General features: G+C 61.4%; 13 protein-coding genes and 1 pseudogene. 1 reads left to right on the forward strand and 13 read right to left on the reverse strand.

Translation table 11 applies throughout. The annotated features are described in order from the left end of the window. Positions 1–171: 171 nt before the first annotated feature. The 13 genes from KVG87_RS22530 to KVG87_RS22590 form a co-directional block, all read right to left on the reverse strand. The gene (locus KVG87_RS22530) at positions 172–501 is read right to left on the reverse strand and encodes a PA3694 family proteiin (RefSeq protein ID WP_217852652.1); all 330 of its coding nucleotides are present in this window, start codon (positions 499–501) and stop codon (positions 172–174) included. Next, a complete protein-coding gene (locus KVG87_RS22535; protein ID WP_217852654.1) occupies positions 498–1,403 on the reverse strand; it encodes an alpha/beta hydrolase in 906 nt (301 codons plus the stop codon). Before KVG87_RS22535 ends, KVG87_RS22530 begins: the two co-directional genes overlap by 4 nt. A 163-nt stretch (positions 1,404–1,566) precedes the next feature. Then, on the reverse strand, positions 1,567–2,817 hold the full coding sequence (locus KVG87_RS22540) for a flavohemoglobin expression-modulating QEGLA motif protein (protein WP_166554750.1): 1,251 nt from the start codon (positions 2,815–2,817) through the stop codon (positions 1,567–1,569). Between the two features lie 221 nt (positions 2,818–3,038). Continuing rightward, positions 3,039–3,752 carry a TetR/AcrR family transcriptional regulator gene (locus tag KVG87_RS22545; protein ID WP_016771505.1) on the reverse strand — a complete coding sequence of 238 codons (714 nt, stop codon included), beginning with the start codon at positions 3,750–3,752 and terminating at the stop codon, positions 3,039–3,041. 105 nt (positions 3,753–3,857) lie between these two features. Continuing rightward, complete coding sequence (lysS, locus tag KVG87_RS22550) at positions 3,858–5,360, reverse strand: lysine--tRNA ligase (RefSeq protein ID WP_076566067.1); 1,503 nt, start codon at positions 5,358–5,360, stop codon at positions 3,858–3,860. A gap of 79 nt (positions 5,361–5,439) precedes the next feature. Beyond that, positions 5,440–6,535 (reverse strand): peptide chain release factor 2 gene (prfB, locus tag KVG87_RS22555; RefSeq protein ID WP_099758102.1). Its coding sequence is split into 2 segments (ribosomal slippage): positions 5,440–6,462 and positions 6,464–6,535, totalling 1,095 coding nucleotides; the frame shifts between segments, so codons are not numbered across the junction. A gap of 235 nt (positions 6,536–6,770) precedes the next feature. Beyond that, the gene (locus KVG87_RS22560; protein WP_024011741.1) at positions 6,771–7,772 is read right to left on the reverse strand and encodes a response regulator; all 1,002 of its coding nucleotides are present in this window, start codon (positions 7,770–7,772) and stop codon (positions 6,771–6,773) included. Between the two features lie 48 nt (positions 7,773–7,820). Beyond that, entirely contained in the window at positions 7,821–8,831 is a 1,011-nt protein-coding gene (locus KVG87_RS22565; protein WP_122505651.1) for a chemotaxis response regulator protein-glutamate methylesterase, read from the reverse strand. After that, a complete protein-coding gene (locus tag KVG87_RS22570; protein WP_217852656.1) occupies positions 8,828–11,098 on the reverse strand; it encodes a hybrid sensor histidine kinase/response regulator in 2,271 nt (756 codons plus the stop codon). The genes KVG87_RS22565 and KVG87_RS22570 overlap by 4 nt, the downstream gene beginning before the upstream one ends. Beyond that, a complete protein-coding gene (locus tag KVG87_RS22575) occupies positions 11,095–11,778 on the reverse strand; it encodes a chemotaxis protein CheW (protein ID WP_136492031.1) in 684 nt (227 codons plus the stop codon). Before KVG87_RS22575 ends, KVG87_RS22570 begins: the two co-directional genes overlap by 4 nt. Beyond that, positions 11,775–13,049: a CheR family methyltransferase gene (locus KVG87_RS22580; protein ID WP_217852658.1), complete on the reverse strand. Its 1,275-nt coding sequence runs from the start codon at positions 13,047–13,049 to the stop codon at positions 11,775–11,777. Before KVG87_RS22580 ends, KVG87_RS22575 begins: the two co-directional genes overlap by 4 nt. Next, positions 13,046–13,582 (reverse strand): chemotaxis protein CheW, encoded by a 537-nt coding sequence (locus tag KVG87_RS22585; RefSeq protein ID WP_217852660.1) that lies wholly within the window; start codon positions 13,580–13,582, stop codon positions 13,046–13,048. Before KVG87_RS22585 ends, KVG87_RS22580 begins: the two co-directional genes overlap by 4 nt. Next, positions 13,582–15,204, reverse strand: coding sequence for a methyl-accepting chemotaxis protein (locus KVG87_RS22590; RefSeq protein ID WP_217852662.1), 1,623 nt, complete (start codon positions 15,202–15,204; stop codon positions 13,582–13,584). Before KVG87_RS22590 ends, KVG87_RS22585 begins: the two co-directional genes overlap by 1 nt. A 438-nt stretch (positions 15,205–15,642) precedes the next feature. Here KVG87_RS22590 and KVG87_RS22595 point away from each other — a divergent pair. Beyond that, positions 15,643–15,758 (forward strand): annotated as a pseudogene (locus KVG87_RS22595) (Hcp family type VI secretion system effector); the annotation flags it as partial.

Below are 15,758 nucleotides of genomic sequence, written 5' to 3' on the forward strand. Positions count from 1 at the left end.
TCCACCCGGTAACGCAAAAGCCCCGCCTGACTTGATCAGGCGGGGCTTTTTCATGCGCGACCAGAGATTCCTTGTGGGAGCGAGCCTGCTCGCGAAAGCGGAGCGTCATTCACATCAATGTTGAAGGTGAAACCGTATTCGCGAGCAGGCTCGCTCCCACATTTGATGGGGTTACTGCTCAAGTTTCTGCGGGGTCTCCTCACCCATACACCGCACGGCTTTCTTCTGCGAATTAACCAGCACCCCGGTCAGGCCTTTCTGTTCGATATCGAACAGCACCAGCACGCCATCAATGCACTGCGCCACTTGCGGCGCGGGGGTCAGCGAGACTTTGTAGTCCTCGCCCGGTACGGTCTTGAGCATGGTGAATTCGCTGAGCAACAACGCATCCTCCGGCTTGGCAAAGTGCAGGTAGCCGTAGTACCACAGCGCCCCGACGGTGCCGAGGATGCTGCAGATACCGGTGATGATCAGCGGGATGGCATTACGTTCTTCAGTCATTGCGGGCTCTCATCTTCGGAATTCGGGGGCGGAGGATAGTTGGGGATTTCGCCGAGGCGGCGCAGGCCGTCGAAGTGTTCGGGATCATCGAGGTAGCGCAGCATGACCTGACGCCATACCGGGTCGCCGAAGGTTTGCACATGACCGCCACGGGTCAGCTGCAACACGCGCGGCGGCGGCGCTGCCTGATACAGGCGAATGCCGTTCGCCATCGGCACCAGCGGATCATCGATGCTGTGGAAGATCAGCTTGGGCACGCCGGTCAGCTGCGCCATCGAGTTGATCGCGCTGTCTCCGTCCGGCACCAGCCACGACAGCGGCACTTGTAATGGCCAGGTCAGCCACGAAGTGCTGAGGGCGAATTGGCCGACGCTGCGATAACTGGCCGGCACGCCATCCAGCACCAGGGCCTTGAGTTGTTTTTGCCGCTCCGGGTGCTGCGCCAGCCAATGCACCGACATCGCGCCGCCCAGACTCTGTCCGAGCAGCACCAGCGGTTTGCCTTTGACCTCGGGCGCGTTGTCGAGCCAGGCGAAGGCCGCATCGATATCCTGATAGATCGCCGGTAGGCTCGGCTTGCCTTCTGACAAACCGTAGCCGCGATAGTCGACCAGCAGCACCTGGTAGCCGTTCTTCGGCAACCACCAGCTCCCGCCCAGATGCATCGGCAGATTGCCGCCGTTGCCGTGCAGATGCAGGACCGTGCCTTTGACCTCGACGCCAGGTTTGGCCGGCAGCCACCAGGCGTTGAGCTTCAAGCCATCAGCGGTGAGCAGAGTGACGGTGCGGTATTCGAGTTTGGCTTTGTCCGGGGTGAATATCTGGCCCGGTTCCGGGTAGAACAGCAGCGAACTGCAACCACCGAGGGTCAAGAGCAGGCAAAGGATGCCGAGGATTCTCATCCGGTGAAACCTCGCAAGAAATGGGCAGACAATCGATTCAGAGAAAAACAAATAACCCTGTGGGAGCTGGCTTGCCAGCGATGGCGGTGGGTCAGCCAACATCAATATTGACTGACAGAATGCAATCGCTGGCAAGCCAGCTCCCACAGGGGATTGTGTTGGGTTAGAGGATATTGGAGTAATCCGCCTCAATCCGGTCCAGGCTCAAATGGTTGAGGAAGTTGGAGAAACACATCCACGCCGACAACGCATTCAAGTCCCGGAACTGGTCCGGCAGATATTTCGGCGGCACCACCAGTCCTTCGTCCACCAGTTGGCGCAAGGTCCGCATGTCTTCCAGTGTGGTCTTGCCACAGAACAACAACGGAATCTGCTCAAGCTTGCCCTTGCGCACGGCCAACTGAATGTAGTTGTAAACCATGATGAAGCCCTTGAGATAGGACAAGTCTTTGGTGAATGGCAGACCGGTGGGCGTCGAGCCACGGAACACCCGGCTGGCATTGCCGTAGCTTTCGGCCATCTCGAAACCTTGCTCGCGGAAAAATTCGTAAATCTGCAAAAAGTCCGCGCCCTCCTCGACCATATGAATCGCACGGGTGCGGTTGGTCAGTTTGCGCAGGCGACTCGGGTAAGAGGCGAAGGTGATGATTTCCATCAGGATCGCCAGCCCTTCCTGGGTCACCGTTGACGAGGGCGGGCCTTTCGACAGGAAAGTGCAGATCGGCTGGTTCAAGCCATTGAGCGTAGTGCCGACATGCACCAGACCTTCGTGGACTTCCAGGGCGCGCACGTCGCGGTCGTTGAACAGCGCATCCGTGCGAATCTTGATGTAGTCGGCGCCGGCCGCGGCGTCGGCGACGATGCCGTCGGACTCGAACACGCGAATCGTCTCTTCGGCCTCACCGAATACCTTGTTCAGTCGGGTCTGCAGCAGGTGCACCGCGTCTTTGGCGGTAAGGATTTTCGGCTCGTCCTTCAGATCGCCGCGTCCGTCGATGTTGTTCAGGTAGTCGGACATCATCAGGCCGAGGTCGGCCAATGTCGGGTCACCGGCGTGAAAGGCATCGGACGCCGCGCCGTACAGCTCTTGCGAGATCAGGCCGAAGTCCTCGGTGCCGCGCGCCTCGAGCATGCGCACCACCATGCGGTATTCCTTGCACATGCGCCGCATGATCTGCCCGACCGGGTTGAACTGGCCGAGCTGGCGGGTGATGTCGCGCTCGATGTTCTGGAATTCCAGTTTGACCTGGCTCGAATCGAACGACAGCGGGCGGTTGAGGTAGTAGTCGCGATCCACCGCCGGCATTTCCTTGCCTTTGGCCTTGAGGAAGCCCTTGCGCACGTTGTCGTCCCACTTGACCGCATCGAGCACGCGGATCGGCGTCTGCGCCAGCACAATGCGATCGGACAACATGCGTATCGTCTGCTGGTAATCGTCCACCCGAAACTCCTGTAGAAAACGTGACGTGCTGAAACTCAGACTTTTGATCGTTCCCACGCTCTGCGTGGGAATGTCGCCCGGGACGCTCCGCGTCCCTTTTTGCTGCGTGACGCAGAGCGTCACAGGATGCATTCCCACGCGGAGCGAGGGAACGATCATCAACGGCTCGCTCCCACAGGGTGTAGCGTGAAACGCTAGACCGACGCCAGCACCAGGTGCATATACCGCGTCAGAATCCCGAGCATGTCCTCTTCGGCCAATGGCTCGGCGTCGTTGAGCAGGCCCTGATATTCCATCCGGCCGATAATCGCCGTCAACACCTTGGCATCCTGCTGCGGTTCACGCGAGCCCAATACCTGGAACAACTGGCAGGTGCCCTGCAACAGAATCTGCTGATGCGAGCGCACCAGAATGGCCAGACGCGGATTGAGCAGCGCTTCCTGACGGAACGCCTGTTCGGCCATCAGATGCTCGCGCCGGTTGATCAATTGCCGGTGCACGTAATCGGCCATCAGCCGCGCAATATCATCGGCCAATTGCGAGCGCGACTCCGGGCTGCCGTCGGCGCTGACCACCATTTCGCGCAACAGACCTTCATTATTGATCCACAACTTGGCCATGTACGCCGCGCTGCGTTCAACGTATTGGGCGAAGGTATCGGTGAGCAGGTCATCGATGTCCTTGAAGTAATACGTGGTCGCCGACAGCGGCACGCCAGCCTCTGCCGCGACCGCACGATGGCGCACGGCACGCACGCCGTCGCGCACGACAATGCGCATCGCGGCGTCGAGAATGTCCTGGCGACGCTGCTCACTGCCCTGTCGGCTGGCCTTGCGGCCCTGGTACTGAACACTTTCAGCGACCGCAGTGGCGATACCCGCTGCACCTTCTTGAGCTAATGCACCCATCACGACAGCACTTCCTCTACTAATGCCAAATTAACCAATTGATACATTTGTACCAGACAGGCAATAAAAAGCCGCCTGTTTTAGGCGGCTTTTCAACTGAAACGTTTACGCTTGCGGTCGCATGTGCGGGAACAGGATCACATCGCGGATCGACGGCGAGTTGGTCAGCAACATCACCAGACGATCGATGCCGATACCTTCGCCGGCGGTTGGCGGCATGCCGTACTCCAGCGCACGGACGAAGTCGGCGTCGTAGTGCATGGCTTCGTCGTCGCCGGCGTCCTTGTCGGCCACCTGCGCCATGAAGCGCTCGGCCTGGTCTTCGGCGTCGTTCAACTCGGAGTAGGCGTTGGCGATTTCACGACCACCGATGAACAGCTCGAAGCGGTCGGTGACGTTCGGGTTCTCGTCGTTACGACGGGCCAGCGGCGACACTTCAAACGGGTACTGAGTGATGAAGTGCGGCTGCTCGAGCTTGTGCTCGACCAGCTCTTCGAAAATCATCACCTGCAATTTGCCCAGACCTTCGAAGCCCAGCACCTTGGCGCCGGCCTTCTTGGCGATGGCGCGAGCCTTGTCGATGTCGTTCAGATCATCGGCAGTCAGCTCAGGGTTGTACTTGAGGATCGAGTCGAACACCGACAGACGCACGAACGGCTCGCCGAAGTGGAAAACCTTGTCGCCGTACGGCACGTCGGTGCTGCCCAGCACCAGCTGCGCCAGCTCGCGGAACAGTTCTTCGGTGAGGTCCATGTTGTCTTCGTAATCGGCGTATGCCTGATAGAACTCCAACATGGTGAATTCAGGGTTGTGACGAGTCGAAACGCCTTCGTTACGGAAGTTGCGGTTGATCTCGAAGACCTTTTCAAAACCGCCAACCACCAGACGCTTCAGATACAGCTCTGGCGCGATACGCAGGAACATTTCCATGTCCAGCGCGTTGTGGTGAGTTTCGAACGGCTTGGCCGCAGCGCCGCCGGGAATGGTCTGCAGCATCGGCGTTTCGACTTCGAGGAAGTCGCGCTTCATCAGGAAGCTGCGGATGTGCGCGATCACTTGCGAACGCACGCGGAAGGTCTGGCGCACGTCTTCGTTGACGATCAGGTCGACGTAACGCTGGCGATAGCGCTGTTCGGTGTCGGTCAGGCCGTGGTGCTTGTCCGGCAGCGGGCGCAGCGACTTGGTCAGCAGGCGCACGTTGGTCATTTCAACGTACAGGTCGCCTTTGCCGGAACGCGCCAGGGTACCTTCGGCGGCAATGATGTCGCCCATGTCCCAGGTTTTCACCGCGGCCAGGGTTTCTTCGGACAGCGTCTTGCGGTTGACGTAGACCTGAATGCGCCCGGTCATGTCCTGAATCACCATGAACGAGCCACGGTTGAGCATGATGCGACCGGCAACCTTGACCGGGATTGCAGCCTCTGCCAGCTCTTCCTTGGTCTTGTCCGCGTACTGTTTCTGCAAGGCATCGCAGTAGTTTTCGCGGCGGAAGTCGTTCGGGAAGGCATTGCCCTTGGCGCGCTCGGCAGCAAGCTTTTCCTTGCGCAGGGCGATCAGGGAGTTTTCTTCCTGTTGCAGGGCTTGCGGGTCGAGTTGTAGGTCGCTCATGTCTTTAAGTATTCCATCAGGTTCGTTGCCCCCAGCCTTCGGCTGGGGATCGCGGGCGAGCCCGCTCCCACAGAGGGTGTTACAGGCCGGATTTCAGGCTCGCTTCCAGGTACTCGTCGATGTCGCCGTCGAGCACCTTGTCGCAATCGCTGCGTTCGATGTTGGTACGCAGATCCTTGATCCGCGAGGCATCGAGCACGTAAGAGCGGATCTGGTGACCCCAGCCGATATCCGACTTGGTGTCTTCCAGCGCTTGCGAGGCCGCATTGCGCTTCTGCATTTCCTGCTCGTACAACTTGGCCCGCAGCATTTTCATCGCGGTGTCCTTGTTGGCGTGCTGGGAACGTTCGTTCTGGCAGCTGACCACGGTGTTGGTCGGTACGTGGGTGATACGTACGGCCGAGTCGGTGGTGTTTACGTGCTGACCACCGGCACCGGAGGAACGATAGGTGTCGATCCGCAGATCTGCCGGGTTGATTTCGATTTCCACCTTGTCATCGATCTCTGGCGAGACGAAAACAGCGGAGAACGAAGTGTGGCGACGGTTGCCGGAGTCGAACGGGCTTTTGCGCACCAGACGGTGCACGCCGATCTCGGTACGCAGCCAGCCAAAGGCGTATTCGCCCTTGATGTGCACGGTCGCGCCCTTGATCCCGGCGACTTCACCGGCGGACAGTTCCATGATGGTCGCGTCGAAACCGCGTTTGTCAGCCCAGCGCAGGTACATGCGCAACAGGATGTTGGCCCAGTCCTGCGCTTCGGTACCGCCGGAACCGGCCTGGATGTCCAGGTAGGCGTTGTTCGGGTCCATTTCATGGCTGAACATGCGGCGGAATTCCAGCTTGGCCAGATTTTCCTCAAGACGGGCCAGCTCGGCGACGACATCGCCCACTGCGCCTTCGTCGTTCTCTTCGACGGCCATGTCCAGCAGGTCGCGGCAATCGGCCAGACCGCCGTTCAGTTCGTCGAGAGTGTCGACGATCTGCGCCAGCGCGGCACGCTCGCGGCCCAGCTCCTGGGCGTATTCAGGTTTGTTCCAGACACTCGGATCTTCAAGCTCGCGATTGACCTCGGTCAGACGCTCATGCTTTTGATCGTAGTCAAAGATACCCCCGAATAGTTTCGGAGCGCTCGGACAGGTCCTTGATGGTGTTCAGGATCGGGTTGATTTCCATGACGGGCAGCACTCGTTGGCGAACTTTTGAAAGCCGGCGAGTATAACGTAAACAGCCTGTCGCGGCAGCCCGTCTGGCGGGTGTGGAGGTGATTCACTTGACACTGACCTGAAGCGATCTCCTGTGGGAGCGAGCCTGCTCGCGAAGGCGACCTGCCAGCCGCCGGCAATGTCGAGTGCACAACCGCTTTCGCGAGCAGGCTCGCTCCCACAGGGGGACTGCATTGTCAGGAAAGTTATTCAATCCCGACCTGATTGCGCCCATTGTTCTTGGCCAGATACAAGCCGCGATCCGCCGCCGAAATCAGCAGCCGGCAATCACTGCCCGCCTGCGGCACCATGGTCGCCAGACCAATGCTGATGGTCAGACTGGAGCCCTCGGCCGGCGTGTTGTGCGGAATTTTCAGCGCCGCCACGGTCTGGCGCAGTTTTTCGGCCAACAGCCGCGCGCCGCCCGGCGAAGTGTTCGGCAGCACCAGCACAAACTCCTCGCCGCCATAACGCGCCGGCAGGTCCGATGGCCGCGAGCTGGCGTCACGGATGGCTGCGGCAACCTTGCGCAAGGCTTCGTCGCCTTCAACGTGGCCAAAACTGTCGTTGTACGACTTGAAGTAATCGACATCGATCATCAGCAATGACAGCTGCGTCTGATCACGCAGCGAACGGCGCCACTCCAGTTCCAGGTACTCGTCGAAGTGCCGGCGGTTGGACAGCCCGGTCAGGCCATCGGAATTCATCAGCCGTTGCAGCACCAGATTGGTGTCGAGCAATTGCTGCTGGCTGACCCGCAACGCTCGGTACGCGGCGTCGCGCTGCAGCAATGTCATGTAGGACCGCGAGTGGTAGCGAATGCGCGCGACCAGTTCGATGGTGTCCGGCAGCTTCACCAGATAATCGTTGGCGCCGGCGGAGAACGCCGCGCTCTTGATCAGCGGGTCTTCCTTGGTCGAGAGGACGATGATCGGGATGTCCTTGGTCGCCGGATGATTGCGGTATTCGCGCACCAGGCTCAGGCCATCAAGGCCGGGCATCACCAGGTCCTGGAGGATCACCGTCGGTTTGATCCGCACCGCCTGGGCAATGGCCTGCTGCGGGTCGGAGCAGAAGTGGAAGTCGATGTTTTCCTGATTCGACAGCCCACGGCGCACCGCTTCGCCGATCATCGCCTGATCATCTACCAACAACACCATGGCGGCGTTTTCGTCGGTTTTAATGTCGTCGATCTGTAAATCATTCATGAGCGGTCACCTGAGTACTGCGGGGGCCTGGATTGCCGATCAACCTGTTCATTTGGGGAAAATCTCCAGCAATCGTGGCGCTATCTTTTCCAGCGGGCGGATTTCCACCGCAGCATCGATCGCCGCGGCAGCCTTGGGCATGCCATACACCGCACTGCTGTGCTGATCCTGCGCAATGGTCAAATAACCCTGCTGGCGCATGAGCTTAAGCCCTTGCGCGCCATCGCGCCCCATCCCGGTCAATAAAACCCCGACGGCGTCACCGTTCCAGTAACTGGCAACGCTCTCGAAAAACACGTCGATCGAGGGGCGATAGATCTCGTTGACCGGTTCGGCGGTGTAGGCCAGCGTGCCGTTTTTCAACAGGCGAATATGGTGATTGGTCCCGGCCAGCAGCACCGCGCCACTCTGCGGCGGCTCGCCTTCACGGGCCAGACGCACATCGAGGCCGCTGGCGCTGGCCAGCCATTCGGCCATGCCGGCGGCGAACACCTGATCGACATGCTGCACCAGCACGATCGCGGCGGAAAAATCCTTCGGCAGGCCTTTGAGCAGCACTTCCAGCGCCGCCGGCCCACCAGCAGACGAGCCGATCGCCACCAGCCGCTGACGTGACGGCGAACTGCGCGGCGAACTCGGCGCCGGGCGCGCGCGTGGCGCCTTGTCGCCGATCAGCCAGCCGATGTTGAGGATCTTGCGCAACAACGGCGCCGCCGCTTCCTGGGCATTGCCGGCGCCGATCGCCGGCGTGTCGACCACGTCCAGCGCGCCGTGACCCATGGCCTCGAACACGCGGTGCACGTTCTGTTGACGATCCACGGTGACGATGACAATCGCGCACGGCGTCTCGGCCATGATCCGCCGCGTCGCTTCGACGCCGTCCATGATCGGCATGATCAGGTCCATCAGAATCAGGTCTGGTGTGCACTCGGCGCAGCGTTGCACCGCCTCGGCACCGTTGCTGGCGACCCAGATCACCTGATGCGCAGGCTCGAACGCCAGCGCCCGGCGCAGGGCCTCCACCGCCAGGGGCATGTCGTTGACGATTGCGATCCTCATGCCCGCGCTCCTCCGATGAGCTCGACCACTGCATCGAGCAGGGCGTCGTCATGAAAACTGGCTTTGGCTAGATAATAGTCGGCGCCGGCATCCAGTCCACGGCGGCGGTCTTCTTCGCGATCCTTGTACGACACGACCATCACCGGCAGCGATTGCAGACGGTTGTCGCGGCGCAGCAGCGTGACCAGCTCGATGCCGTCCATGCGCGGCATGTCGATGTCGGTGATCAGCAGATCGAAGTTCTCCGAACGCAGCGCATTCCAGCCATCCATGCCGTCCACCGCCACCGCGACGTCATAGCCGCGATTGAGCAGCAGTTTGCGTTGCAGCTCGCGCACGGTCAGCGAATCGTCGACCACCAGCACCCGTTTGCGCGCGGCTTCGGCAGCTTGATTGCCGTGGCGGGCAATGCGCTCCAGGCGCCCGGTATTGAGCAGCTTGTCCACCGAACGCAGCATGTCTTCGACATCGACGATCAGCACCACCGAACCATCATCGAGCAAGGCCCCGGCGGAAATATCCTGAACCTTGCCCAGACGCTCGTCCAGCGGCAACACCACCAGCGTGCGCTCACCCACGAAGCGCTCGACAGCCACCCCGTAAATCGCCTCGCGCTCGCGGATCACCACGACTTTCAGGGTAGCGCCATCGTTCTGACTGGCCGGGCGATTGAGCAACTGGCTGGCCGCAACCAGCCCGACATGCTGGCCTTCGTGCCAGAAATGCTGGCGTCCTTCGACCTGCACGATGTCTTCGGGGGCCAGATCGCACATGCGTTCAATGTGCGCCAACGGGAATGCGTAAGCCTCTTCGCCGACTTCCACCACGAGGCTGCGTACCACCGAAAGCGTCAACGGCACCTCCAGATGGAAACGGCTGCCCTCGCCCGCCGTCTGCTCCAGCACCACGGCCCCACGCAATTGGCGGACCATATGCTGAACAGCGTCCAGACCGACGCCACGCCCGGACACTTCGGTAACCTTGTCACGCAGGCTGAATCCCGGCAGAAACAGGAAGGTCAGCAGTTCTTCTTCGCTCAATTGCGCTGCGGTTTCGGCTGGGGATAACTGCCGTTCGACGATGCTGCGGCGGACTTTCTTCAGATCGACGCCACCGCCGTCATCGCTGAGTTCCAGCACCAGCAAACCGGCTTGGTGGGAAGCGCGCAAGCGAATCAGGCCCTCTTCCGGCTTGCCCTTGAGCAGGCGTTGTTCCGGGGATTCGATGCCGTGATCGACGGCGTTGCGCAGCAGATGAGTCAGCGGTGCTTCAAGCTTTTCCAGCACGTCGCGATCGACCTGGGTTTTCTCACCTTCGATCTCCAGGCGCACTTGTTTGCCAAGGCTGCGACCGAGGTCGCGAACCATGCGCGCCTGCCCGCTCAACACGTCGGCGAACGGGCGCATGCGACAGGCCAGCGCGGTGTCATAGAGCACTTGCGCACGCTGGCTGGCCTGCCAGGCGAATTCGTCGAGTTCGGCGTTTTTCTCGCTGAGCAATTGCTGCGACTCGGCGAGCAAACGTCGCGCATCTTCCAGCGACTCGAGCGCTTCCAGGCTCAGCGCATGCTCCTTCAGGTGCACATTGAGATTTTCCAGCGCGCGCAGACCGTTGTTCTGCATGCGTTTGAGGCGCTGCATGGTCGCCAGATGCGGCTTGAGACGCTGGGTTTCCACCAGCGATTTGCTCGACAGATCGAGCAGGCTGTTCAGGCGCTCGGCGGTGACGCGCAAGACGCGCTCGCCGCCCTCGGTGGTGCGTTTGTTTTTACGCGGGGTCGGCTCGGCGGGCTCGTCGACCATCGGCGCTGACATTATCGGCGCTGGCTCGATCGGCAACTCGGCCATCGGCGGCGTGGCAACCACAGAGGCTGGCGCCGACGGATCGAGCAAACGCCCCATCAGCGTCACGTAGGCTTCAATGTCAGCAGGTTGCGGCGCATTGGCCGGCGTAGCGATGCGCATCAGCAGGTCGGTGCCCTGCAACAACGCGTCGATGTGCTCGGGACGCAGCAACAAACGGCCTTCCTGGGCGCTGACCAGGCAATCTTCCATGACGTGGGCGACGCTGACGCCGCTGTCGATACCAACAATCCGCGCCGCACCTTTTAGGGAGTGCGCCGCGCGCATGCACGATTCCAGTTGATCGGCCTGGGTCGGATTGCGTTCCAGCGCCAGCAACCCGGCGCTGAGCACTTGGGTCTGGGCTTCGGCTTCGAGGCTGAACAGTTCGAGCAGAGAGGCGTCGCGCATTTGCTCGGGGGTCATGTCAGGCTCCGGGTCACGGCGGACAACAGCTGTTCTTCATCCAGCCAGCGCAGGCTGCGATCGCGATATTGCAGAACGCCACGGGTGTATTTGGCACTGGCTTGCGCACCGGACTGCGATGCGGCATCGAGGATGCGTTCGTCGATGGCATGAATGCCGTCGACCTCGTCCACCGGCACCACCACCGGCCCGCCATGGGCAGCGATGATCAGCATGCGCGGCATGACTCGCCCGCCACTGACCGGCGCAACGCTGCCGTCGAGGTCGAGCAATTCCACCAGCGACAGGCACGCGACCAGTGCGCCACGGACATTGGCCACGCCGAGCAAGGCCCGCGAGCGCTGGTGCGGCAGCGAATGTATCGCCTGCAACGGCGCGACTTCGACAAGCGTGCGCGTGGCCAGCCCGAGCCATTCCTCGCCGAGGCGAAACATCAGCAGCGAGCGGGTCTTGACGTCGATTTCGACTTTGCTGACCACTGCTTCGCGCTGGTCCTGCTGCAACGAATAGCGGTCGAGCAGGCGCGTGGCGGCGGCGGAATACACCGAGCAGTTGCGGCAATGAATGTGCTCTTCCAGCAACGGGCAGGACTTGTCGCCATGAATGCCGATGCGGTTCCAGCAATCGTCGATGGCGCGGGCGTCTTCGTGGGTAACGTTCAAGGTGTCGGACGCGCTCATCGTTTACGCTCACTGTCGGCGGTGCGCCCGCTGCGGGCGGCGCGCTCCTGCAATCGTCGGGCACCCGCCGTGTCGCCCTGAGCCTGCAGCAACGCCGCCAGGTGCATCAGCGCTTCGGGGTGTTGCGGTTCGAGGTACAAGGCCTTGCGATAAAAACCCTGGGCCTCGAGGCTCAGGCCGGCGACATCGCTGAGCAGGCCGAGCCAGTAGAACACCTGCGCCACCGGCTCATGGCTGCGCAGATAGTGTTCGCACGCGGCACGGGCTTCGGCGCTTTTGCCTTCGTTGGCCAGTGCAGCGATTTGCGCCAGCAGCGTCGCGGCGTCGGGGTTGGCAGTTTTTTTCGTTACCGGCAAAGGCGTCACGGCAGCGAACGGCCGATTGCGCACTGGCGCTGGCGGCAGCGCGCTGCGCATTGGTTGGCTGGCCGGCACGGCGACCGGTTTCGGCGTCGGCAGCGGTTCGGGGTGCGGCTCGTTATGGCGGCTGAAAGCGAACGACTGCGGAATGCCGATCGAGCGCATGCCCAAGCGCCCGAGCAGACTGCCCTCCGCCGGGCCGATAAACAGCACGCCGTCGACGTGGGTCAGGCGCTTGAGCACTTCGAACACCTGTTTCTGCGTCGGCTGGTCGAAGTAGATCAGCAGGTTGCGGCAGAACACGAAATCGAAGGCAGGCTCGGTCGCCAAAAGCGTTGGATCGAGGACATTGCCGACCTGCCAGCGCACCTGTTCGCGAACGTATTCGTTGACCCGGTGGCCGTCCTGCTCAGGCATGAAATGCCGGTCGCGAAACTGCAGATCCTGCCCGCGAAACGAGTTCTTGCCGTAAACAGCACGGCGCGCCTTGTCCACCGACAACGGGCTGATGTCCATGCCATCGACCTTGAACTGATGCGGTTTGAGCCCGGCATCGAGCAGGGCCATGGCGATCGAATAGGGTTCTTCGCCGGTCGAGCACGGCAGACTGAGGATGCGCAACGCGCGCATGTTGTTCAGCTCGGCGAGACGCTGACGGGCCAGTTTGCCCAAGGTGGCGAAGGATTCCGGATAACGGAAAAACCACGTTTCCGGAACGATCACCGCTTCGATCAGCGCCTGCTGTTCATCCCGCGAGCCTTGCAACAGCTGCCAATATTCGTCGGCGTGGGCGGCTTGGGACAACGTCGTGCGCTGGCGCACGGCGCGCTCGATGATCGCCGCGCCCACCGACGCGACATCAAGGCCGATGCGTTCCTTGAGGAAATCGAAAAAGCGCTGCTCACTGCTCATGGCTGCGCCTCAAGCTGCGCCGGATCACGCGGCGGATCGGGGAACAGCAAGCTGCGCACGGCGTCATCGAGCAAGTCAGTGACCCGCACCCATTGCAGCAATCCCTGCGCATCTTCGCGCACCGGGCCGAGGTACGGCGCCTCGCGGTTATCGAGGCCGTAGGGCTGGAAATCTTGCGGATGACAGCGCAGCGTGTCGGTGGCCTGCTCGAGGATCAGCCCGAGCCATTGCGCTGCTTGCGCTTGCTCCGGCTGATAATTGACCAGCACCAGCCGCGTGCTGGTCCGCGCCTCGGCGGCCTGGCCAAAAGTCAGCGCACTGAGGTCGATCACCGGCACCACCGCCCCGCGATAGGCGAACACCCCGGCCACCCAGTGCGGCGCCCGGGCAATCGGTTTCAACGGCAGGCGCGGCAGCACTTCGGCCACTTCGGTGGCGCGCAGGGCGTAGCGTTCGCTGCCGATGCGAAACAGCAGAAACAGCGCCTGCTTCGCCACTGGCGCGGCGCCACGCTTGGCGATGATTTCGCTCATCAGACTTTGAATCGCGAAACGCCGCTGCGCAGGCCGACGGCCACCTGGCTCAGTTCGTCGATAGCGAAACTGGCCTGACGCAGCGATTCGACGGTCTGGCTGCTGGCATCGCCCAACTGCACCAGCGCATGGTTGATCTGCTCGGCGCCAGTGGCCTGGGCCTGCATGCCTTCGTTGACCATCAGCACGCGCGGCGCCAGCGCCTGCACCTGATGGATGATCTGCGACAGCTGCTCGCCGACCTGCTGCACTTCCGACATGCCGCGGCGCACTTCTTCGGAAAACTTGTCCATGCCCATCACCCCGGCCGACACCGCCGACTGGATCTCGCGGACCATCTGTTCGATGTCGTAGGTGGCCACGGCGGTCTGATCGGCCAGACGCCGGACTTCGGTTGCGACTACGGCAAAACCGCGACCGTACTCGCCGGCCTTCTCGGCTTCGATCGCCGCGTTGAGCGACAGCAGGTTGGTCTGGTCGGCCACCTTGACGATGGTCACCACCACCTGATTGATGTTGCCGGCCTTCTCGTTGAGGATCGCCAGTTTGGCGTTGACCAGATCCGCCGCGCCCATGACCGAGTGCATGGTGTCTTCCATGCGCGCCAGGCCTTGCTGGCCGGAGCCGGCGAGCACCGAGGCCTGATCGGCAGCGGTGGACACTTCGGTCATGGTGCGCACCAGATCCCGCGAAGTCGCGGCGATCTCACGGGAGGTTGCGCCGATTTCGGTGGTGGTCGCTGCGGTTTCGGTGGCGGTGGCCTGTTGCTGCTTGGAAGTGGCGGCGATCTCGGTCACCGAGGTGGTCACCTGCACCGAGGAGCGCTGGGCCTGGGATACCAGCGACGTCAGCTCGGTCATCATGTCGTTGAAGCCGGTTTCGACCGCGCCGAACTCGTCCTTGCGATCAAGGTTCAGGCGCGAACTCAGATCGCCGGTGCGCATGATGTCGAGGATGGTCACGATGCGGTTCATCGGCGCCATGATCGCGCGCATCAGCAGCAGACCACAGAGGCCGGCGGCCAGCACCGCGACCAGCAGAGAAATGACCATGCTGACTTTGGCCGCTGCCACCGCGTCGTCGATGTTGGCCATGGCGTTATCAGCGACGACTTTGTTTTCGCCAATGATGTCGTTGAGTTTCATCCGCCCGGTGTACCACGCCGGGGTCAGTTTCTCGTTGAACAGCTTGATGGCATCGGCTTCCAGATTGCGCTTGTGCAGGTCCAGCACGGCATCCTGAATCTGCATGTAGGTATCGTGGTACTTCTCAAACAGGGCGAATTCGGAACGGTCTTCATCGGTGGCCATGGTCTTGCGATAGCTGGCCATATGTTCTTGCAGACGCGCCTCGAACGCCTTGTAGTCGGCAGCGTCTTCACTGGAAACGCCCTGGCCTTCCTTGAGGCCGAGCAGTTTTTGGGTCTGCAAATAACTGTCGACCCATGCGCCGCGAATCATCGAGCTGTAATAGACGCCGGGGATGGCATCGTCGCGCACGCTGTTTTCACTGGCCTCGATTTTCAACAACCGCGAGTAGGACAGCACCACCATCAAGAGCATGATGGCGATAATCACCGCAAAGCTCGCCAAAATGCGTTGGCGCAACGTCCAGTTCTTCACAGTGAATCCTCGTGCCTGATCGAAATGCGGGGAGTATAGCCGAGGGCGGTGTTTCATTTATAAGACGCTTTCGCTGGCAGTACTGTCCTTGTGGGAGCGAGCCTGCTCGCGAAGGCAACACCGCAGTCCCGGCAAATACCCTACTGCGCAAGAAGTTGCGCAGTAGGGCGTAATATTTCAGGGGTAAATTGCCCTGCAGCCCAAGCGGCGCAAGCCCTGCAGCCAAGTGCGCAAGAAGTTGCGCAGTACTGCGCAACTTCTTGCGCACTTCCTCCCGATTTTCCCGCTGAAAATCGCCCCGAATGATCACCGACTACCGTGCCGCCCCCGCCATCCGGGCACCGCGCAAAACCTGGCACGCTCCTTGATAACTCTCAGCCACCCACCGGGCGATTTCGCCTCCGGGCACCCTAACTTTATCCGCAAGGAGAGCACCCCATGGCAACACCAGCGTACATGTCGGTTACCGGCGAAAAACAAGGCCTGATCACTGCCGGCGCTTTCACCGCCGACTCCGTTGGCAACACCTACCAGGAAGGCCACGAAGACCAGGT

It is taken from the genome of Pseudomonas siliginis (assembly GCF_019145195.1).
GTDB lineage: Bacteria > Pseudomonadota > Gammaproteobacteria > Pseudomonadales > Pseudomonadaceae > Aquipseudomonas > Aquipseudomonas siliginis.

Coding starts and splice junctions, on each gene's coding strand:
- KVG87_RS22545 (WP_016771505.1), bottom strand. CDS start 3,752: ATGGGTGCATTAGCTCAAGAAGGTGCAGCGGGTATCGCCACTGCGGTC.
- KVG87_RS22575 (WP_136492031.1), bottom strand. CDS start 11,778: ATGAGCGCGTCCGACACCTTGAACGTTACCCACGAAGACGCCCGCGCC.
- KVG87_RS22580 (WP_217852658.1), bottom strand. CDS start 13,049: ATGAGCAGTGAGCAGCGCTTTTTCGATTTCCTCAAGGAACGCATCGGC.
- KVG87_RS22565 (WP_122505651.1), bottom strand. CDS start 8,831: ATGAGGATCGCAATCGTCAACGACATGCCCCTGGCGGTGGAGGCCCTG.
- KVG87_RS22560 (WP_024011741.1), bottom strand. CDS start 7,772: ATGAATGATTTACAGATCGACGACATTAAAACCGACGAAAACGCCGCC.
- KVG87_RS22570 (WP_217852656.1), bottom strand. CDS start 11,098: ATGACCCCCGAGCAAATGCGCGACGCCTCTCTGCTCGAACTGTTCAGC.
- KVG87_RS22530 (WP_217852652.1), bottom strand. CDS start 501: ATGACTGAAGAACGTAATGCCATCCCGCTGATCATCACCGGTATCTGC.
- KVG87_RS22540 (WP_166554750.1), bottom strand. CDS start 2,817: ATGTTGTCCGATCGCATTGTGCTGGCGCAGACGCCGATCCGCGTGCTC.
- KVG87_RS22585 (WP_217852660.1), bottom strand. CDS start 13,582: ATGAGCGAAATCATCGCCAAGCGTGGCGCCGCGCCAGTGGCGAAGCAG.
- lysS (WP_076566067.1), bottom strand. CDS start 5,360: ATGAGCGACCTACAACTCGACCCGCAAGCCCTGCAACAGGAAGAAAAC.
- KVG87_RS22535 (WP_217852654.1), bottom strand. CDS start 1,403: ATGAGAATCCTCGGCATCCTTTGCCTGCTCTTGACCCTCGGTGGTTGC.